This window comes from Rothia mucilaginosa, assembly GCF_901875305.1.
Lineage (GTDB): Bacteria > Actinomycetota > Actinomycetes > Actinomycetales > Micrococcaceae > Rothia.
The window spans coordinates 498,572-518,738 of sequence record NZ_CABFLY010000001.1; the positions used below are offsets into that span (position 1 = coordinate 498,572).

The window sequence follows — 20,167 nt, forward strand, 5'->3', positions numbered from 1 at the left end:
ATGTGAGTATTTTCAGCTAAGGGGTAGGTTAAGAATTTGATAGCGTTCAGGTGCTAGGGTGGAGAATATGCAGATACCCCCGAATACTCCCGCCCGGCATACTGCCCAGCAAACCGGGCGACCGGCCGTTACCGAACACACCGCCATTGATAGCGTGCACCGCGTCGTCAACGTGTGTGCTGTAGCCATCCGTGACGAGCGGGGGTATGTGCTGACCGTACGCAAGAAGAGCAGTGACGGGTTCATGATGCCCGGAGGCAAGCCCGAGCTGGGGGAGAGCCCCGTGCAGACCGCCTGCCGCGAGGTAAGTGAAGAGATCGGCCTGACCCCCGACCCTACCCGGATGCACTACCTCGGCACGCTGGAGGCCGCCGCGCTCAACGAGTCCGGTTTCACGGTGCGGGCTGAAACCTTCGAATACGCCCCCACCGAGGAGCAGCGCGCTCACCTGGCCTCCCTGAGCCCCCACGCGGAGATTGCTGAGCTACGCTGGGTAGACCCCGCCATGACTCGTCCCTCGGACGTTGCCGCGCAGGCGCCGCTGAATACCGAGCAGATTTTCCCGCTGCTGGCGGCCACGCCGGCTCCGCGGGATTAGCTTATTTGGCGGCGGACCCGGTAGTTCAAATTATCGGCCCTATCCACAGGACTAACCGGTACACATGCGGTACACAGGTGCATCCGGTACCCTCAACAACAGACAACCCGTAGAAGGCGGGGCGCAACGCCGCGCACCCGCTACACGACTCAAGGAGAAGCATGAAAGAGACTGTGTACAATCTCGCCGTCTATTGCGGCGCCCGTTCCGGTAATGATCCGCTCTTTACTAAGCGTGCCCGTGAGCTGGGTACCCTCTGCGCTCAGAACAATATCGGCGTGGTCTACGGTGGCGGCCGTACCGGCCTGATGGGTACCGTCGCCGGTGCTACCCTCGACGCTGGCGGTTTTGTGTACGGCGTGGTCACCCACAAGCTGGTCGGCCTGGAGGGCGTCTACCCCGGCCAGACCACCCTCGACATCGTGGATACCATGCACCAGCGCAAGATCGCCATGATTGAGAAGGCTGACGCGTTCGTCGCCATGCCGGGCGGTCCCGGTACCCTCGAGGAGTTCTTCGAGGTGTTCAGCTGGCAGTTCCTCGGCATCCATTCCAAGCCCGTTGCGCTGTTGAATGTCAACGGCTACTGGGATAAGCTCATCGACGCAATGCATTACATGGCCTCCACCGGTCTGCTCAATGAGGGTTACCTGAACGAGCTCATCATTGCCACCACCCCCGAAGAGCTTCTGGATGCGCTCGCCAAGGATCTGGAGCGTCGCGCCGCTCAGAAGACCAACGCAGAAAGCTAAACAGATGGCCCGCACCCTGCTACTGACCTTCTTCGGGCCGTTCCCCGGCGTGCCCGTGAACCCTACTGTGGCGCTTGCCGCCGGTGTGCAGCGCCTATTGGCTCAGATGCGCCCGGACCTGCGCGTCGTGGCCCGCGAACTGCCCGTCAGCTACAATGGCTCCAGCACCGCCCTACGCGCCGCCCTGCAAGAGGTGCGTCCTGACGCGCTCATCAGCCTGGGCGTGGCGGTCGGCCGCGACGCTGTGAGCCTCGAACAGGTCGCCATTAACCTGGATTCCGCAGGTATCAAAGATAACGACGGCGATCGACGTTGCGATGAGCCGATTGCGCAGGGCGGCCGGGAAGCCTACTTTTCCTCCCTGCCGGTGCGCGCCAGCTTTGAGCGTCTGCGTGCGGCGGGGGAGCCCGTCGAAATCTCGTACACTGCAGGAACCTACGTGTGCAACCACGTGTTCTACGAGGGCCAGCGCATCAGCCGCGAGCTGGGGCTGAGCATCCCCGCCGGGTTCGTGCACGTGCCCGCAACCCGCGCCGACGGTGAAGATGCGACCGATGGTGTTGAGATAACCGCCCACCGCGACGCCGGAGGCGTGGTCCGCGACGAGCAGGGCATCCCGCAGCTGCCCGAATCCACCGTGGTGCGCATTATCGCCGAGATCGCCTCGGATACCCTGCCTGTAGCGGAGTAGCGGCACGGGGCGTAGCCAGAACTCAGAAGATATAACGAAACCGCCGGATAGCCTCCCGAAGTGGGAGCCTATCCGGCGGTTTATGCATTTGCGCTGAGTTATTGGCGCTGGGCCTACACAGCCGGGCTATACAACCGGCGCCTGTAGGCTCAAGCTACTACTTGGTGCGGTTCTTCAGGTAGTAGTCAATCAGCGAAGCGGTCGAAGAATCCTGACGAGCCAGAACCTCGCGGTCACCCTCAATAGCGGGAACCAGGTCCAGGGCCAGCTTCTTGCCCAGCTCAACGCCCCACTGGTCGAAGGAGTCGATACCCCAGACAACACCCTGAACGAAGGTGATGTGCTCGTACAGGGCAATCAGGGAGCCCAGGACGCGCGGGGTCAGGCGCGGTGCCATGATGGAGGTGGAGGGGCGGTTACCACTGAAGATGCGGGCGTTGACCACGTGCTCTGCGGTGCCCTCTGCACGGACCTCTTCCTCGGTCTTACCGAAGGCCAGGGCCTGGGTCTGAGCGAAGAAGTTAGCCAGGAACAGCTCGTGAACGTCCTGCTCGCCGTCCTTGGTCGGGTGGACCGGGTTGGCGAAGGCCAGGAAGTCCGCGGGAATCAGGCGGGTGCCCTGGTGGATCAGCTGATAGAAGGCGTGCTGGCCGTTGGTGCCGGGCTCGCCCCAGAACACTTCACCGGTTGCGTAGTTGACGAAGGAGCCGTCGGCGCGTACGGACTTGCCGTTAGACTCCATGGTCAGCTGCTGCAGGTATGCGGGGAAGCGGTGCAGGTACTGGTCGTAGGGCAGAACCGCGTGGGTTTCAGCACCCAGGAAGTTCACGTTCCACACGTTCAGCAGACCCATCAGAACGGGCACGTTCTGAGCCAGGGGAGCGGTGCGGAAGTGCTCATCCATTGCGTGGAAACCAGCGAGGAAGTCAGCGAAAACCTTCGGGCCGAAAACGATAGCCAGGGAGGTGCCGATAGCGGAGTCTACGGAGTAGCGGCCGCCAACCCAGTCCCAGAAGCCGAAAGCGTTCTCGGGGTCAATACCGAATGCGGCAACCTTGTCGAGTGCGGTGGAGACAGCCACGAAGTGCTTAGCCACAGCCTCGGATGCTTCCTTACCTTCCAGCGCGCCAGCCTTAGCCAGTGCGGAAAGCAGCCACTCGCGTGCCACGCGTGCATTGGTTAGGGTCTCGAGGGTACCGAAGGTCTTGGATGCGACGATGAACAGGGTGGTCTCGGGGTCCAGGTCGGAGACCTTCTCGGCCACGTCGGTCGGGTCAATGTTGGAGATGAAGCGTGCGGTGATGCCTGCATCAGCGTAGGGCTTGAGAGCCTCGTACACCATGACCGGGCCCAGGTCGGAGCCGCCGATACCGATGTTCACGACGGTCTCGATGCGCTTGCCGGTCACGCCGGTCCACTCGCCGTTGCGCACGCGCTCAGCGAATGCGTAAATCTTCTTCAGTACGGCGTGAACGTCTGCGTCTACGTCCTGGCCGTCAACGGTCAGCGCGGGGGTGTAGCCTTCGGGGCGGCGCAGCGCGGTGTGCAGTACGGCGCGATCCTCGGTGACGTTAATGTGCTTACCGGAGAACATTGCCTCGCGAGCCTGCTCCAGCTTGACCTCTTCGGCGAGCTTGAGTAGCAGCTCAACGGTCTCGGAGGTAATCAGGTTCTTGGAGAGGTCGACATGCAGTTCGTCAGCGGTGAAGCTGAACTTCTCTGCACGGGCAGAATCGGCGGCAAACCACTCGCGCAGATTGGGAGTGAGAGCCTTGTGGTGAGCGGACAGAGCCGACCAAGCAGAGGTGGTCGTGGGGTCAATAGAAGTAGTCATGGTTCCATTCTCTTATTTTCGGGTGCCTCTGTCACCTCTTTTGAGAGTGATATGGGACGATACGGCGAAAAAATTGAAACCTGGCACGCTATTGTGGGCCTTGCAGTATCAAGATGTAGAGTGAAACCTATGATTTCTTCACCTGAACACACGCCCGCTGACACTCACGCACCGCGCTACCTGCTCATCTCCCGCGAAGGGGAAACCCTCCTCAACGATGCCGGAACCCTGCACTACCTGACCGGTAGCGATACTGCCGAGCCGCTGGCTGAGGACGCTATCTTGGCGCGCAGCGTGATTCGCCCTGCTGCTTACAGCACTGACGCGGAGAAGAATAGCGGGGCAGAGGTGCACGCCCTCTACTGCGAGGACGACACCCTTCAGACCATCGCCGAGGAGCTCAATGCCGCCGAACCGAACCGTCCGGAGGGACCCGTGCAGGCCTCCACCAGCGGATTCCGCTACTACCCGGTGCACCGCGACCCGCTCGGCCGCGCCCGCTACGCCGCAGCTCTGGCCCGCCGCGACTACCTCATCGAAATGCGGTACTCCGCCTACACTGGTGAAGAAGCCCCCATCGGTCGCCGGGGAATCCGCCGCACCGCATCCGGCGAAATGGTGTTCCCCCGCATTGAACCCGCCGTCATGGGCCTGGTCATGAGCCGCGACGGCGAACGCGTACTGCTGGCCAATAACCGCCAGTGGCACCCCAATCGTTTCGCCCTCATCGCCGGGTTCGTCGATCCGGGCGAAAACCTTGAGGAGGCAATCGCTCGTGAAGTCTACGAAGAGACCGGCCTGCACACTCTCAGCACCGAGTACCGCATGAGTGACGTATGGCCTTTCCCGCGCTCGCTCATGATCGGCTACCGAGTGACCGTGGATGAGAACGAGCCCATTGTCCATCACGACGGTGAAATTCGCATCGCCCGCTGGTTCACCGCCGAGCAGCTGCGCGAGGCGATAGCCATCTCGGAGGAACACGGCAACAGTGGGCAGGACGAACCCGCCAAGCTGGAGTTACCCGGCACGAATGCGGTCGCCCGCCGCATGCTCGATGAGTGGCTCGCAGAAAAGCCCTAGTGCTACACTGGTAGCTAAGCCCAACGGAGGGGGTCCCTTTTGCCGTGCCCGCATACAGCGGGGGTTTCACACCTGAAGGTACAGTCGGCAGAAGCGAACAGGGTAGATTTTTCCAGCTGAAGATTGTCCCAAGCACCCTCGCGCTCCGAGCGCATCAGCCGTTGGCAGGACTATCCCCTAGATTTAAGCGAGAAACTTTACGCATGTCTGAAAACACCGCTTCGCGCCCCGACCTCCGCAATGTGGCTATCGTGGCACACGTTGACCACGGTAAGACCACCATCGTCGACGCGATGCTGCAGCAGACCCACGCCTTCTCTGACCACGCAGATGTTGAAGACCGAGTCATGGACTCCGGCGACCTCGAAAAGGAAAAGGGCATCACCATTCTGGCGAAGAACACCACCGTGTTCTACAACGGCCCCTCCGCGAACGGTCACACCATCACCATCAACGTGGTCGACACCCCCGGCCACGCCGACTTCGGTGGCGAGGTGGAGCGCGGCCTGTCCATGGTTGACGGTGTTGTGCTGCTCGTGGACGCATCCGAAGGCCCGCTGCCCCAGACCCGCTTCGTGCTGCGTAAGGCACTGGCCGCTAAGCTTCCCGTGATCCTCGTGGTCAACAAGGTTGACCGCCCCGACTCCCGCATCGACGAGGTTGTCAGCGAGTCCATGGATCTGCTGCTCGGCCTGGCCTCCGACCTGGCCGAGGAGGTCCCCGACCTGGACCTCGACGCCGTGTTGGACGTTCCGGTGGTGTACGCATCCGGTAAGGCCGGCGCCGCCTCCCTGAACCAGCCCGTAGACGGCCAGCTGCCCGACAACGACGACCTCGAGCCGCTGTTCAAGACCATCATCGAGCACGTGCCCGCCCCCACCTACGACCCCAACGAGGTCCTGCAGGCGCACGTGACCAACCTGGACTCCTCCCCGTTCCTGGGCCGTCTGGCACTGGTCCGTATCTTCAACGGCACCCTGAAGAAGGGCCAGACCGTCGCCTGGGCACGTCACGACGGCGAGATTAAGAACGTTCGCATCTCTGAGCTACTGGCCACCAAGGCACTGGACCGCGTGCCCGCAGAGTCTGCCGGCCCCGGTGAAATTGTGGCGGTGGCCGGTATCGAGGACATCACCATCGGTGAGACCCTGACCGACGCCGAGAACCCCAAGCCCCTGCCGCTGATCAAGGTGGACGATCCCGCAATCTCCATGACCATCGGTATTAACACCTCCCCGCTGGCTGGCCGCGTCAAGGGCGCAAAGGTCACCGCACGTCAGGTGAAGGACCGCCTGGACCGCGAGCTCATCGGTAACGTGTCCATCAAGGTTCTGCCCACCCAGCGTCCGGACGCCTGGGAAGTTCAGGGCCGTGGCGAGCTCGCCCTGGCCATCCTCGTGGAGCAGATGCGCCGCGAAGGCTTCGAACTGACCGTGGGTAAGCCCCAGGTGGTCACCAAGACCATCAACGGCAAGGTTTACGAGCCCATGGAGCACATGATTATTGACGTGCCCGAGGAGTACCTGGGTGCCGTCACCCAGCTGATGGCCTCCCGTAAGGGCCGCATGGAGAACATGGCAAACCACGGTACCGGTTGGGTCCGCATGGAGTTCGCCGTTCCCGCCCGTGGTCTGATTGGTTTCCGCACTCAGTTCCTGACTGAGACCCGCGGTGCCGGCATTTCTTCCTCCTACTCGATTGATCCCGAGCCCTGGGCTGGCGACATCGAGTACCGCACCAACGGCTCGCTGATTGCGGACCGCGCCGGCGTTGTCACCCCCTACGCAATGATCAACCTGCAGGAGCGCGGCACCTTCTTCGTGGAGCCCACCTCCGAGGTGTACGAGGGCATGATCGTTGGTATGAACTCCCGTGCCGACGACATGGAAGTGAATATCACCAAGGAAAAGAAGCTGACCAACATGCGTTCTTCGACCGCAGACAACTTCGAAAACCTGACCCCGCCGAAGAAGCTGACCCTGGAAGAGTCACTCGAGTTCGCTCGTGAAGACGAGTGCGTTGAGGTGACCCCTGAGGCCATCCGCATCCGTAAGGTCATCCTTGACTCCAACGAGCGTGTGCGCGAGTTCCGCCGCCGCGCCCGCGCCAACTAATTGCGCTGACGATACAGCCTACGGGCTGTAGCGTTTCGGAGAGCCGCCGCCACCTTCTGGAAGGAAGAGGGCGGCGGCTTGGCGTATTCGGGCAGGTCGGAGTGCGAAGAAGAGACCGTTCAAGGCTGAAGCAAGCCTTCCTCAACCCCCACCGCCATGTAAGATAAAACCGTGTGCTGAGACAGCGCACACCCCAGTAGGCGCCCTTCGCGCGGGGTGAGGCGTGAATCCTAGACACATCCCAGTCCGTGCGTTATGAGAGGGAATTCCCGTGTCCGCATCCGACAACAGCCCGCAGGAAGCCGCGACCCCCAGCTACCCCACGCAGGGTGAGCGCATCGCATCCGGCGCCAAGCGCGACCTACTGCCCAAGAACTATGCCCCGGAGCAGGCGCGCATCCTCTTTGTGCACGCGCACCCCGACGACGAAACCTCCTCAACCGGCGCGACGATGGCCCACTACGCCCAGAAGGGCGCTGAGGTGTACCTCATCACCGCGACCCGCGGTGAGCTGGGCGAGGTTATCCCGCCGCAGCTGCAGCACCTGGAGGTTGGCAAACCCGGATGCACCGACAACGGCGAGGCACTGGGGGAGTACCGCGTGGGCGAGTTGAACGGCGCCCTTGAGGCCCTGGGCGTGCACCATCACCTCTTCCTCGGTCAGGAACCGGCCACCGCTGAGGGTGTGCCGGCCCTCTACCGCGACTCCGGCATGGCCTGGGGACCGAACGGCAAACCCATCGCTAACCCTGTTTCGAGCGATTCTTCGCTGACTGCGCAGCCTCTCGAGCCGCAGGCTCGGGCCCTGGTTGCCGCGATTCACGAGATTCAGCCGGATGCGCTGGTCACCTACGACGCCGATGGCGGCTACGGCCACCCCGATCACGTGCGCGTGTACGAGATCGTGAAGCGCGCTCTGGAGATTCTGGGTGATGACGAGGACCGGCCGTTGCTCACCTGGGGCATCGAGGGTGAGTATGACCCCAAGGATACCCGTGTGCAGGCCGCCATCTTCGGCGACGGCACCGCCAAACGAAAGGCCATGGAGGCGCACCGCACTCAGATTACGGTGCTGGATGATAAGACCTTCGAGTATTCGAATAAAGTGCCGCAGAAGATTTCTGCCGTCGAGACCTACCGCGTGCTCGACGGCGACCCCACCCGCACCGTCAACCCGAAGCCGCAGGAGGCGGGGCTTGTCTCCACGGTGCTGACCGGCGTAATTCTGGGTGCCGTGGCGGCTGTGGCCGGTTCTATTTACCACGCATGGGTCGTGTACGCGGGTGATGTTGCCCTGCCTGTGGGTTTGTTCATCGCGTACCTGACGATTTTCTTTGCATCTCTGTGGAGTGCGCTTGCACTGCGCCGCGGTATGACGGCGGCTATCGTGGGTTCCGTGGCCTTCGTGACCGTGTACTGGCTGGCCTACGGCCGCCCGGATTCGCCCTTCGTGCTCGTGAATCCGGGGCACTCGGCCATCGGCCTGTATGGTGCGCTGTGGTGGTTTGGTGCGCCGGTTGCGGCGATGCTGGGCATGTTTGCGTACACGCGTAACCGGGTGAAGGATGCGCGCTACTTCTCGGCCCGTTCGGCGCATCAGCGTGCGCGTGCTAAGGCTGAGAGCCGGGATAAATAGCGAAGAAAAAGTATGCGTTATTGCGTGTTTCTCCTCAGGTGGAAAAAGGGATGTACCCACCCGTATATTAATGTGACGAAGATTTCATTTTTATGAGTTGGGTATTTTTATATCTTGCTGACTAGGGGAAATAATGAATGGCGGCAGGCCAGGCTTGCCTAAAAAATAGGCTCCTGCCTGCCGTCATTCACTGTCTAATGCGCCACGAAAATACGATAAAACACCGAGCGCGCGATAGACTATACAAAGACTTCCCCGCCGGGTACCACACGCTCGGCGGTTTACTCTGCAGACCCTGCCCTGGAGAAGGCGACCCGCAGACCGGCGGGCACAGGGCGCACAGCATCGAGAAAGGCACCGACCCATGACCTACGTTATCGCGCTTCCCTGCGTGGACGTCAAAGACCGCGCCTGCGTTGAAGAATGCCCCGTGGACTGCATCTACGAAGGTGACCGTACCCTTTACATCCACCCCGACGAGTGCGTGGACTGCGGTGCCTGCGAGCCCGTCTGCCCCGTTGAGGCCATCTACTACGAAGACGACGTTCCCGAAGAGTGGAGCGAATACGTGAGCGCCAACGCCGACTTCTTCGACGACCTGGGTTCCCCCGGCGGTGCCGCAAAGCTCGGCCCCACCGGCAAGGACGTGCCCTTCATCGCGGCACTGCCCCCGCAGGGCAACTAAACCCCCACACTTGAAGTATCCGCCGTCCGCATCGTAACCGGGCGTCACCGGATGCGCGAGCCCCCACCCAGCCAACGCCCACCGTACACGGTGAGCCCCTGGACGAACTGTCTAGGCGCTGGGATGGGGGCTCTTCCTCTAGTCAGCCCGAAGCCCCGGGCGATAGACTGAAATGACGAAAAAATCCCCAAATAACCAGGTGACACAATGACTTACGGCCTGAACCTGCCCGAATACCCCTGGGAGGCGCTCGCCCCCTACCGCGCTACCGCCGCGGCCCACCCCGACGGCCCGGTGGACCTGTCCATCGGCACCCCTGTGGACCCCACCCCCGAGCTTATCCGTAACGCGCTCGCCGAGGCCTCTGACGCCCACGGCTACCCGGCCACCCACGGCACCCCCGCCCTGCGCGAGGCCATTGCCGAATGGTTTGAGCGCCGTCGCGGCGTGAAGGGCCTGGACCCGCAGGCCATCATGCCCACCATTGGTTCGAAGGAACTCGTGGCCTGGCTGCCCTTCCTGCTGGGTCTGGGGCCCGGCGACGTGGTCGTGTACCCGCGCATCGCTTACCCCACCTACGATATGGGTGCCCGCTTCGCCCGCGCCGAGTCCGTGCCCGCCGACAGCCTGGATGAGCTGGATGCAGACACCCGTAGCCGCGTGAAGCTGATTTGGGTGAATTCTCCGGCCAACCCGAACGGCACGGTCCGCACCGTGGAGCAGCTACGTGACATCGTGGCGCAGGCCCGCGAAATCGGCGCCGTGGTGGCCTCTGACGAATGCTACGCAGAGCTTGGCTGGGGTGCCTGGGATGAGGCCCGCGGCGGTGCGTCCGTGCCTTCCATCCTGGATCCGCGCGTATGCGACGGCGACTTCACCGGCCTGTTTGCCGTGTACTCGCTGTCCAAGCAGTCGAACCTGGCCGGTTATCGCGCCGCGTTCATTGCTGGTGCCCCCGAACTGATGCCGAACCTGATTAATAGCCGCAAGCATGCCGGCATGATCGTTCCCGCACCCGTGCAGGCCGCTATGATTGCCGCTCTGGGTGATGAGGGGCACGTTGCGGCGCAGAAGGACCTGTACCGTGCCCGCCGCGAGGTACTTGAAGAGGCGATTATTGCCGCCGGCGGACGCATCGAGGGTTCCGAGGCTGGCCTGTACCTGTGGACCACCTTCGGCGAGTCCACCTGGGACTCCATCGGCCGCCTGGCCGAGCTGGGCATCATTGCGGGCCCCGGTGTATTCTACGGCGAGGACGGTGAGGGCTACGTGCGCATCGCCCTGACCGCCTCTGACGAGGCCGTGGCGAAGGCCGCCGAGCGCCTCAAGGCCGCCGCTAAGTAAGCCCGGTAAACAACTCAATCCGGGTAGCAAAAGCCCCCGCGCCCTCCCACTAGGGAGGAAACGCGGGGGCCTTGCTGTATCTGCTTGTCGCAATGGCAGGAGTGCCTGAACGACAAAGGGGAGTGGCTACTTGCGGCCGCCGGGCAGAACGAACATCTGAACGGTCGGCGGGTTCGGATTGTCCAACTCGCCGGGGATCAGCTCGCGGGTCACCTTCGCAGAGGTGCGCGATGCCAGGCGGTCAGTGATGCCGGTTGCCACAGCCGTCAGGATGAAGTTCACAATCACGAACAGTGCAGCCGCCAGAAGCAGGGTCTGCAGCACGTTGCCATCACCGGAACCGATACGGCGTGCTGAAGCGAGCAGCTCCGGGTAGGAGATGATGTAACCGAGTGCGGTGTCCTTCAGAATCACCACGAACTGGCTCAGCATGGAGGGCATCATCGCGGTGAATGCCTGCGGAATCAGAATCTGAATCAGCGTCTGGCTGGGGGTCAGACCAATTGCCAGACCCGCCTCACCCTGGCCACGGGGAAGCTGCTTCACACCCGAACGCAGCAGCTCGGCAATCACCGAACCGTTGTACAGAGTCAGACCCACCACCACAGCGATAAAGGGCAACTGAGCCGGCGGAAGGCCGCTGTACTTTCCCAAAAACAGCCAGAAGAAAATCATCATAATCAGCACGGGCACGGCACGGAAGAACTCCACGACTACTGTGCCAATCCAGCGGAACACGCGGTACTGCGACAGACGTGCGACGCCGAAGACCAGGCCGAATGCGATGGAGGTGACCACCGAAATCGCTGCCGCCGACAGGGTCGAAACCAGGCCCGGTAGGTAGTAGGAGGTCCAGGCGCGAGCGGTGAACAAATCGGTCCACTTCTCTGCCTCCAGCTGGCCCTTCTCACCCATCACGATCAGCACATACACCGCAAAAATAGCGAAGACGACCAGAGCCGCAATATTGAAGATGCGGGTGCGACGCTGAGCAATGGGGCCCGGCTCATCGAAAAGCACCGAAGAAGCGGCACGGGTTTCATTACTGATAAAAGGGTTTTTCATCGCTTCACCGCCAGCTTTCGGGATGACCAAGTGGTCAGCAGACCAATGGGGACAACAATAATGACGAAGCCGAGAGCAAACATGATGAAGATAGCAAGCACCATATTTGCGTCGAATTCAATCATGGATTTCATCAAACCGGAGGCTTCAGCCACCGACGCCACAGAAGCCACGGTCGTGTTCTTCGCCAGAGCAATCAGAGTGTTACCGAGCGGGGTGATGGAACCGCGCAGAGCCTGCGGGAAAATCACCAAGCGGGCGGTGTCGAAGAATCCCAGGCCGATAGCGCGGGCTGCTTCTGCCTGGCCCTTCGGCACGGTGTTCACACCCGAACGGATTGCCTCACAGACGAATGCTGCGTGGTAAATCGACAGCACAATCACCGCGTACACGAAGAAGTTCGTGTCGAAATCGTGCGAGAAGGACAGCTGGAACTGCGTCCACACGCCCAGAATTGCCAGGGTCATCAGAATGGTCAGCGGAGTGTTACGCACCAGGTGCACGTAGGCGGTACCTACCCACCGTAGGGACGGGACGGGGCTGATACGCATGAGCGCCAGCACGCTACCGATGACGAAGGAACCGATAGCCGCCCAGAAGGTCAGCTCAATATTGGTCATGAAGGCGCCGAGCACATCGTACTTGGCCAGGAGGGCGCCGAGTTGGTCAAAGAATGACATTCGTATACCTCTCTCAACCTAGGCGCAGGAGGCGCTTGGGGACGGCGGGTTGGTCTTAGTGTTGTAGTGGTAGCCCGTACCCTCGGTGTACTTGGTGACGAGCTTCTCCCAGGTGCCATCGGCGACCATCTCGTTGATGGCCTTGTTCACGGCTTCGCACTTGTCAGTGCCCTTGGGCAGGCCCACACCGTAGCGTTCGGTGGTGAAGGGGGCACCGACCACCTTCAGCTTGCCCTTGTTGGCCTTGGTGGCCGCCAGGCCGGCGAGGATAATGTCGTCGGTCGTGACGGCATCCACCACGCCGCCGTTGAGGGCGACCACGCAGTCGGAGTAGCTGTTCTGCTTGACGAGGTTCACGTTTTTAGCGAACTTGTCCTGAACCTTCTTGGCGCTGGTGGAGCCGGTTACGGAGCAGAGGTTTTTGCCGTTGAGGTCGTCCGGGCCCTTGATGTCGGTGTTATCGGCGCGCACGAGCAAATCCTGCCCGGCGGTGTAGTAGGGGCCAGCGAAGTCCACGCTCTTCTTGCGGCTGTCGGTGATGGAGTAGGTCGCAAAAATCATGTCGACCTGGCCGTTATTGAGCATGTTCTCACGGTTGGCACTGGGGGATTCGACGAACTCAATCTGGTTCTCGGAATAGCCGAGCTTGCCGGCGACGTAGCGGGCTACCTCCACGTCGAAGCCGGTGTACTGGCTACCGTCCTGGTAACCGAGGCCGGGCTGGTCGAACTTGATGCCGATGCGAATCTTGTGGTCGCTACCGCTGCTGGAGCAGCCGGCGAGTGTGCCGGTCAGCGCGAGGGAGGCGGCTGCCGCCAATGCGGCGAGCTTGCGTGAATATTTTTTCATGTCAGCCTCCGGACTAGTGGTCGATGATCTTGGACAGGAAGTCCTTGGCGCGCTCGCTCTTCGGGTTGGTGAAGAACTCGTCCGGGTGGGCTTCTTCGACGATTTCGCCGTCGGCCAGGAATACGATGCGGTCGGCGGCCTTGCGGGCGAAGCCCATCTCGTGGGTCACCACGATCATGGTCATGCCTTCCTTTGCGAGGGAGACCATGGTGTCGAGCACCTCGTTGACCATTTCGGGGTCGAGGGCGCTGGTGGGCTCGTCGAAGAGCATGACCTTGGGCTTCATGGCGAGGGCGCGGGCGATGGCGACACGCTGCTGCTGGCCGCCCGAAAGCTGAGCCGGCATCTTGTGGGCCTGCGAGTCAACGCCCACCTTTGCGAGTAGCTTCATGGCCTCTGCTTCTGCCTCTGACTTGGAGATTTTGCGGATTCGGCGGGGGCCGAGGGTCACATTGTCCAGGATGGTCTTGTGGGCGAAGAGGTTGTACGACTGGAATACCATGCCGACCTCGGCACGGAGCTTGGCGAGGGCGCGACCCTCCTTGGGCAGTTCTTGCCCGTCAATCTTGATAGAACCGCTGGAGGTGGTTTCGAGGCGGTTGATGGTTCGGCAGAGGGTTGACTTGCCGGAACCCGACGGGCCGAGGAGGATGATGACCTCGCCCTTACCCACGGAAAGGTTAATGTTCTTCAGAACGTGGTTCGTGCCGTAGTACTTGTTGACATCATGAATTTCAACGAGGTTTTTCGGCGATGCGGGGGTTGCCTGTGCGGACATCACTAACCCTTTCATGTGAGATGTATCTATGATGCGGGTTGCAAAAATGGTGAGTTTTCAGCTTACGTGCTCCATGTAACACCCGTGTAAATTATTCGTTTCCCTCGTGAAACACTGTGAATTTTTGAGCTTTAATGCATAGTTATAGTATTTTTGACGTAAAAATACGGTTGGGGCACACTTTATTCCCTCAGAACGTTCTGACTAGGGGAAACGTTCTGAGCGTATCGTACACATCCACGAGGCATCACCCTTCTTCGGGCGGCCAAACGTAGGCCACTAAAAAATTTGAAAAAGCACATAAAAATGCCCGATAGGTGAGACGACACCTATCGGGCACTCATCAACACCCCGCTGGGCGGGGCTACAACAGATTAAGCTTCGTAACCGTTGGGGTTATTCTTCTGCCAGTTCCAGTGGTCGCGAACCATGGTCTTAATGTCGCGGGTAGCGCTCCAACCCAGGTCAGCCAAGGCGGAGGAAGGATCAGCGTAAGAGACCGCAACGTCACCGGGGCGGCGATCCACAATCTTGTACGGCAGCTCCTTGCCACATGCTTCCTCGAACGCGTGCAGAACCTGCAGAACCGAGTAGCCGTTACCGGTACCCAGGTTCCAGGTGTGCAGGCCGCCGTGTTCGACAATGTAGTTCAGTGCCTTCAGGTGACCGTCAGCCAGGTCAACCACGTGGATGTAGTCGCGCACGCCGGTACCGTCAACGGTCGGGTAGTCGTTGCCGAACACGTTCAGGTGGTCGCGGCGACCCACAGCAACCTGTGCGATGAAGGGCACCAGGTTGTTCGGGATGCCCGCCGGGTCCTCACCGATACGGCCGGACTCGTGCGCACCCACCGGGTTGAAGTAGCGCAGCAGAGCAATGTTCCACTTGGAATCGGAAGCAGCCAGGTCAACCAGCATATCCTCGATGTGTTCCTTGGTGCGGCCATAGCAGGACTGCGCATCCATGTTCATCTTTTCGATGAGCGGCATGGACTCGGGCTCGCCGTAGACGGTAGCGGAGGAAGAGAACACGATGGAGTGGCAGTCAGTCTCATCCATGGCGTACAGCAGGTTCAGGGTGCCAGCCACGTTGGTCTGGTAGTACCACAGCGGCTTCTCAGCGGACTCGCCCACAGCCTTCAGGCCCGCAAAGTGAATCACAGCGTCGGGGCGAACCTGCTTGAAGAGAGCCTTCATGCCCTCAAGGTCGAGCAGGTCAACCTTGTGGAACTCGGGGGCACGACCAGCGAGTTCAGCGACGCGCTTGAGGGACTCCTCGGAAGAGTTTGCGAGGTTATCCATGACGACAACGTCGTGGCCTGCCTTGAGCAGTTCAAGTACGGTGTGCGAGCCGATGTAACCGGCACCGCCGGTAACGAGTACCTTCATGATGTCCTTTCGAGCAAAAGTTCCGGAGGACTCCGGACAGGGCTAGTGCTGTTGAGCTGTATCTAATGGTACAGGGGCCGAAGCAACAGAGGGGCCTTACGCGCTGTGCGTTTGTGCACTCCGATGTTCCCACGTGACGGCATATCAAGGGTTTCAGGCCGTGCCCCCCCCCAGAGGCAGAGCGTAAGCCCTGACGGAAAAGGGGCCGGGATGCTTCACACATCCCGGCCCCTAAAAGTTCGCTAGGGCAACCAGTACTAGTCCAGGTACAGGCTAGTTCAGGTGTAGCGCCTCGTTCAGCTCCACACTATTCGTGGCACGCGGCAAAACCTCAATCGCGCCGCTCAGCGAATTACGGCGGAACAGCAAGTTCGACACACCGGACAGCTCCGCAGCCTTCACCACATGAGGCTCCTGACCGGGTAGCAGAACGCTCACACGCGAACCGGCCGTCACATACAGGCCCGCCTCAACCACGCAGTCATCGCCCAGAGCAATACCGATGCCGGACTCCGCACCCAGCAGGGAACGCTCACCAATGGACACGCGCTTCTTGCCACCGCCCGAGAGGGTGCCCATCGTGGAGGCGCCGCCGCCCACATCCGAGCCGTCGCCCACCACAACGCCCTGCGAGATACGGCCCTCAACCATGGAGGTGCCCAGGGTGCCGGCGTTGAAGTTCACGAAGCCCTCGTGCATCACGGTCGTGCCGGACGCCAGGTGCGCGCCCAGACGCAGACGGTCGCCGTCACCAATACGCACACCAGCAGGAACAACATAGTCCACCATGCGCGGGAACTTATCAATGTGGCTCACGCTCAGGTGGCCCAGCTTGCGCAGGCCAATCGCGAGTTTCTGGAACTCGGCAGCCAGCACCGGGCCGTGATTAGTCCACGCCACGTTTGCGAGGGCACCGAACAGACCGTCCAGGTTCAGCTCGTTCGGGCGGACCAGAGTGTGGGAGAGCAGATGCAGACGCAGGTAGGCGTCCACGGCATCCTCGGGAGCCTCATCCAGGTTGATGGATGCGGTGCGCACCTCAGTGCGGGCATTACGCGCCGGATGCTCGGCGGCCAGCTCCTCCAGCTCGTCCGCGATGGACAGGTCGGGGGTCTGGGTGAGGGAAGGGGCGGGGAACCAGGCATCCAGGACGGTGCCGGCGTGCTCGCCAGAGACAACAACATTAACCAGTGCGACGCCGGAGGCGTAACGGGGAGTGTTTTCAGACATGCACACCATTATATGGGCCGTAGCACACCGGGCGTCAGAACCGCAGGCGTTCGTCTCACGAACAGAAGGGCGGCGTCGGGGATGCGGGGCGCCCCCAACCTGTATCGTGGAAGGATGACTGTTTCCCCGAATCACCACGCACCCCTGGACCTGAACGTATCCACGCCCGAGCTGACCCGTACCCTGCTCGACTATGAATCGGTATCCGATCACGAGAAGGACCTGGCCGACGCCGTATACACGGCGCTCGAGGCCTACCCGCATCTGCACCTGACCCGTGATGGGGACGCCATCATCGCCCGCACCGAATTCCCGCCGCTGCCCGGCGAAGAGGGGGAGCGCACCCGCATTATCCTGGCCGGTCACCTGGACACCGTGCCCCTGCCCACCGTCGAGGGGTCCCTCGGCACCGTGCCGGCCACCGTCCGCGAGGAAGACGGCGAGTACGTGCTCTACGGCCGCGGCGCGACCGACATGAAGGGCGGCGTGGCCGTCCAGCTGAAGCTGGCCGCCGAGCTGACCGCGCGGGACACCGACTACAACCTGACCTACATCTTCTACGACCACGAGGAAGTCGCGAGTGAACTTTCCGGGCTGGCACGCCTGATTCGCAATCATGGCGAGCTCATCACCGACGCAGACTTCGGCGTGCTACTCGAGCCGACCAACGGCACCATTGAGGGCGGCTGCAACGGCACCATGCGTTTCTTCGTGCGCACCCGCGGCCTGGCTGCCCACTCGGGCCGGGCCTGGCGCGGCAAGAACGCGATTCACGCCCTGGCGCCCGCGCTGGCGGCGCTCGCCTCCTACGAGCCGAAAACTATCGCCGTGGAGGGCCTGGATTACCGTGAGGGTCTGAACGCTGTGCAGATTTCTGGTGGCGTGGCCGGTAACGTGATTCCCGACGCGGCGGCAATGCACGTGAACTACCGCTTCGCCCCCGATAAGACCCTGGACGAGGCGGTCGCCCACGTGCATGAGGTGTTCGCCGGGTACGAGCTGGACTTCGTGGATCTCTCCCCGGCGGCCCGCCCCGGCCTGGACACTCCGCTGGCCGCCTCCCTAATCGAGGCCGTGGGACAGGAACCCCAGCCGAAGTACGGATGGACGGACGTGGCGCGCCTGAGCGAAATCGGAATCCCCGCCGTGAACTTCGGCCCCGGCGACGCCCTGCTGGCCCACACCGATAATGAGCATGTGAGCTTTAGTCAGCTGACCCGCTGCCACGCTGATTTGCGTGCCTGGCTACTGAGCGATCAGGACGACGAGGACTAATCGGCGCATCCCCGCTACGTGCCGAACCCGGCGCGTCATAGTCACTGCGTCATAGAAGGGGAGAGGACGCATCTCTCTTCTAAGATGGAGAGTACCCATACACGTTATTCGAGAGGACAGAGTTGAATATTCTTCTGATTCTGCTCGCCCTGATTCTGCTGGTTATCGCCTCGCTCACGGTAATTGCGCTCGGCGGTCACCGCGCCGTACCAGGCGCCGCGTTCTTCAACGCCGTGGGCCGTGACGGCCTGGGAGTCTTCGACACTGTCGACGACCTGGGTGTTATTGCCAAGCCCTTCATGGCCCCCGCGCCGCAGGCCGTACCCGCCGAGGGCCCCCGCCCCGTGCAGGAAGAGCCGGAGCCTCTCCCGCTGGCCGTGCCGCACACCGGTAAGGTTGAGCGGACCCTGAGCGCCCACGACTTCGTGGAACACCACGTGGAGAAGCCCACGGGCGCTTCTGTAGTCTCCTCCGCCGAGAAGTTGCAGAGCGGGGAGGCCCGATGAGCGCACGCGCCGAGCTCACTGAGCCGAGCGAGCCGGCGGAGCATACCGCATCCCGCGCCGAGCAGAACCGGTCCGAATCCTTCGACGAAGCCCTGACATGGATGTACACCTCCTCTGCCGAGCGTCTGCGCCGAGCGGGGGAGCGCCTGAGCGCCCTGCCCGCCTGGCTTTCGGTGCTGCTCATCTACGGGATTTCGCGTGTGTGGGGCTACGTAGTGTTCGCCGTGGTCGGACAGCAGCAGCTGCGCGGCCCCTGGGGCGAGCACCTGAGCTACCTCTCCTTCATCAGCACCTGGGATGCCGGCTGGTACGAGCAGATTGCGCTCAACGGCTACCCGAGCGAGCTGCCGATCAACGCGATGGGGGCTGTTCAACAGAATCAGTGGGCGTTTTATCCCATCTTTCCGCTGCTCTCTCAAGGGATCAGCCGCTTGACGGGCATCGCCTACTACCCGGTGGCCGCCGCTGTCGCTCTGCTGGCCGGTTTTGCGGCAGCCTGGATTATCTACCTGCTTTTTGATGCTTCGGTGAAGGCGGTTCGCCTCGCGCGTTCCGGGTCTGACTCCGCTGATGCGGAGCTCGCCTCCACGCTGGCTTTGTGGGGTGTGGCCCTGGTGTCGTTCCTGCCGGTGGCTCCCGTGCTTCAGGCGCCTTACGCCGAGTCGCTGAACCTGGTGTTCCTGGCCGGTGCGCTACTGTGCCTTGTGAAGGGGCGTTACGGCTGGCTGGTGCCGGTTGCGGCCCTGGCGTGTCTTTCCCGCCCGGTGGGTGTTCCGCTGGGTGCGGTTGCGGGCCTGTGGTGGTTTGCGTGTTGGGCTCGGTCGAGCCGCGTTATGGGTATCGGTACGGCCTTTGTGCGCCACGCGGGGCAGCTGGTGAGCGCCTTGCTGGTGTGTGCGTGCGCGCTGGTATGGCCCGCGATTGCGTGGTGGGCTACCGGCCGTGTGGATGCTTACACGGCCACCGAGACGGCTTGGCGAGGCACGCATCTGGCGCCGATTGAGCCGTGGCTGACGCAGGGGTACATCTACTTTGGGTACGCGGCCCCGATTCTGCTGGTTTTGCTGATTCTGGGCTTTGTTGCGCTGTGCTTGAGCCCGGTGGCTCGGGGTGTTTTGGCCGCTCCGCTGAATCTGTGGTGCGCATGCTACTTTGCCTACTTGATTCTGTTTTTGAACCCGCAGTCGTCGACGTTCCGTCTGCTGTTGCCGCTGTTCCCGCTGGTTGTGGTGGTTGCGGCGCTGAGTCGTTCGCGGGCTTATCGCTGGGCGTTGCTGGTGGCGGGTGCGTGCGCGCAGTGGGGCTGGGTTGGCTGGCTGTGGCATTGGAAGCAACTCCCCGGCGGTGGAGACTATCCGCCGTAAACCGAATACTGTTTTGCGAGACCGCCGGGGTGCTGCCGGCGGTCTTTTGCGTTCGGGAGGCGGGCGTGTCTGCGGTAGGAGCCGTAGCGTTTTAACCCGGCGGTGGGGATTATCCGCCGTAAACCGAATACTGTTTTGTGAGACCGCCGGGGTGCTGCCGGCGGTCTTTTGCGTTCGGGAGGCGGGCGTGTCTGCGGTAGGAGCCGCAGCGTTTTAACCCGGCGGTGGGGATTATCCGCCGTAAACCGAATACTGTTTTGTGAGACCGCCGGGGTGCTGCCGGCGGTCTTTTGCG

Annotated in this window: 18 protein-coding genes; 11 read left to right on the forward strand and 7 right to left on the reverse strand. The window is 62.0% G+C overall.

All coding sequences use genetic code 11. The features are described from left to right. Positions 1 to 67: 67 nt before the first annotated feature. The 3 genes from JX292_RS02170 (at position 68) to JX292_RS02180 (ending at position 2,041) form a co-directional block, all read left to right on the forward strand. Complete coding sequence (locus JX292_RS02170; protein WP_204860834.1) at positions 68 to 598, forward strand: NUDIX hydrolase; 531 nt, start codon at positions 68 to 70, stop codon at positions 596 to 598. 161 nt (positions 599 to 759) lie between these two features. Continuing rightward, positions 760 to 1,350, forward strand: a complete 591-nt coding sequence (locus tag JX292_RS02175) for a TIGR00730 family Rossman fold protein (RefSeq protein WP_204860843.1) — start codon at positions 760 to 762, stop codon at positions 1,348 to 1,350. A gap of 4 nt (positions 1,351 to 1,354) precedes the next feature. Beyond that, a complete protein-coding gene (locus tag JX292_RS02180) occupies positions 1,355 to 2,041 on the forward strand; it encodes a pyroglutamyl-peptidase I (protein WP_204860845.1) in 687 nt (228 codons plus the stop codon). Positions 2,042 to 2,198: 157 nt separating this feature from the next. Here JX292_RS02180 and pgi read toward each other — a convergent pair whose 3' ends face one another. Continuing rightward, positions 2,199 to 3,875 (reverse strand): glucose-6-phosphate isomerase, encoded by a 1,677-nt coding sequence (gene pgi, locus JX292_RS02185; protein WP_204860846.1) that lies wholly within the window; start codon positions 3,873 to 3,875, stop codon positions 2,199 to 2,201. 129 nt (positions 3,876 to 4,004) lie between these two features. Here pgi and JX292_RS02190 point away from each other — a divergent pair, with 129 nt between their 5' ends. The 5 genes from JX292_RS02190 (at position 4,005) to dapC (ending at position 10,737) form a co-directional block, all read left to right on the forward strand. Continuing rightward, on the forward strand, positions 4,005 to 4,958 hold the full coding sequence (locus JX292_RS02190) for an NAD(+) diphosphatase (RefSeq protein WP_204860847.1): 954 nt from the start codon (positions 4,005 to 4,007) through the stop codon (positions 4,956 to 4,958). A gap of 203 nt (positions 4,959 to 5,161) precedes the next feature. Further along, positions 5,162 to 7,072 (forward strand): translational GTPase TypA, encoded by a 1,911-nt coding sequence (gene typA / locus JX292_RS02195; RefSeq protein WP_204860850.1) that lies wholly within the window; start codon positions 5,162 to 5,164, stop codon positions 7,070 to 7,072. A 271-nt stretch (positions 7,073 to 7,343) separates the two neighbouring features. After that, entirely contained in the window at positions 7,344 to 8,708 is a 1,365-nt protein-coding gene (locus JX292_RS02200; RefSeq protein WP_204860860.1) for a PIG-L family deacetylase, read from the forward strand. Between the two features lie 364 nt (positions 8,709 to 9,072). Continuing rightward, positions 9,073 to 9,393 carry a ferredoxin gene (fdxA, locus tag JX292_RS02205; RefSeq protein ID WP_204860862.1) on the forward strand — a complete coding sequence of 107 codons (321 nt, stop codon included), beginning with the start codon at positions 9,073 to 9,075 and terminating at the stop codon, positions 9,391 to 9,393. A gap of 207 nt (positions 9,394 to 9,600) precedes the next feature. Then, positions 9,601 to 10,737: a succinyldiaminopimelate transaminase gene (gene dapC / locus JX292_RS02210; RefSeq protein ID WP_204860870.1), complete on the forward strand. Its 1,137-nt coding sequence runs from the start codon at positions 9,601 to 9,603 to the stop codon at positions 10,735 to 10,737. A 126-nt stretch (positions 10,738 to 10,863) separates the two neighbouring features. Here dapC and JX292_RS02215 read toward each other — a convergent pair whose 3' ends face one another. The 6 genes from JX292_RS02215 to dapD all read right to left on the reverse strand — a co-directional run bounded on the left by JX292_RS02215 (position 10,864) and on the right by dapD (position 16,736). After that, the gene (locus JX292_RS02215; RefSeq protein WP_204860872.1) at positions 10,864 to 11,802 is read right to left on the reverse strand and encodes an amino acid ABC transporter permease; all 939 of its coding nucleotides are present in this window, start codon (positions 11,800 to 11,802) and stop codon (positions 10,864 to 10,866) included. After that, positions 11,799 to 12,482, reverse strand: a complete 684-nt coding sequence (locus JX292_RS02220) for an amino acid ABC transporter permease (protein ID WP_204860873.1) — start codon at positions 12,480 to 12,482, stop codon at positions 11,799 to 11,801. Before JX292_RS02220 ends, JX292_RS02215 begins: the two co-directional genes overlap by 4 nt. 18 nt (positions 12,483 to 12,500) lie before the next feature. Next, positions 12,501 to 13,331, reverse strand: coding sequence for a glutamate ABC transporter substrate-binding protein (locus JX292_RS02225; RefSeq protein ID WP_204860874.1), 831 nt, complete (start codon positions 13,329 to 13,331; stop codon positions 12,501 to 12,503). Between the two features lie 13 nt (positions 13,332 to 13,344). Further along, complete coding sequence (locus tag JX292_RS02230) at positions 13,345 to 14,109, reverse strand: amino acid ABC transporter ATP-binding protein (RefSeq protein ID WP_204860875.1); 765 nt, start codon at positions 14,107 to 14,109, stop codon at positions 13,345 to 13,347. Between the two features lie 374 nt (positions 14,110 to 14,483). Further along, on the reverse strand, positions 14,484 to 15,497 hold the full coding sequence (galE, locus tag JX292_RS02235) for a UDP-glucose 4-epimerase GalE (protein ID WP_204860876.1): 1,014 nt from the start codon (positions 15,495 to 15,497) through the stop codon (positions 14,484 to 14,486). Between the two features lie 273 nt (positions 15,498 to 15,770). Beyond that, entirely contained in the window at positions 15,771 to 16,736 is a 966-nt protein-coding gene (gene dapD, locus JX292_RS02240; RefSeq protein WP_204860877.1) for a 2,3,4,5-tetrahydropyridine-2,6-dicarboxylate N-succinyltransferase, read from the reverse strand. A gap of 105 nt (positions 16,737 to 16,841) precedes the next feature. Between dapD and dapE the strand changes: the two genes are divergently transcribed. The 3 genes from dapE to JX292_RS02255 all read left to right on the forward strand — a co-directional run bounded on the left by dapE (position 16,842) and on the right by JX292_RS02255 (position 19,872). Continuing rightward, a complete protein-coding gene (gene dapE, locus JX292_RS02245) occupies positions 16,842 to 18,002 on the forward strand; it encodes a succinyl-diaminopimelate desuccinylase (RefSeq protein WP_204860878.1) in 1,161 nt (386 codons plus the stop codon). Between the two features lie 122 nt (positions 18,003 to 18,124). After that, entirely contained in the window at positions 18,125 to 18,508 is a 384-nt protein-coding gene (locus JX292_RS02250) for a taurine ABC transporter substrate-binding protein (RefSeq protein ID WP_204860880.1), read from the forward strand. Beyond that, entirely contained in the window at positions 18,505 to 19,872 is a 1,368-nt protein-coding gene (locus JX292_RS02255; protein ID WP_204860883.1) for a hypothetical protein, read from the forward strand. The genes JX292_RS02250 and JX292_RS02255 overlap by 4 nt, the downstream gene beginning before the upstream one ends. The last annotated feature ends 295 nt before the right edge of the window (positions 19,873 to 20,167 follow it).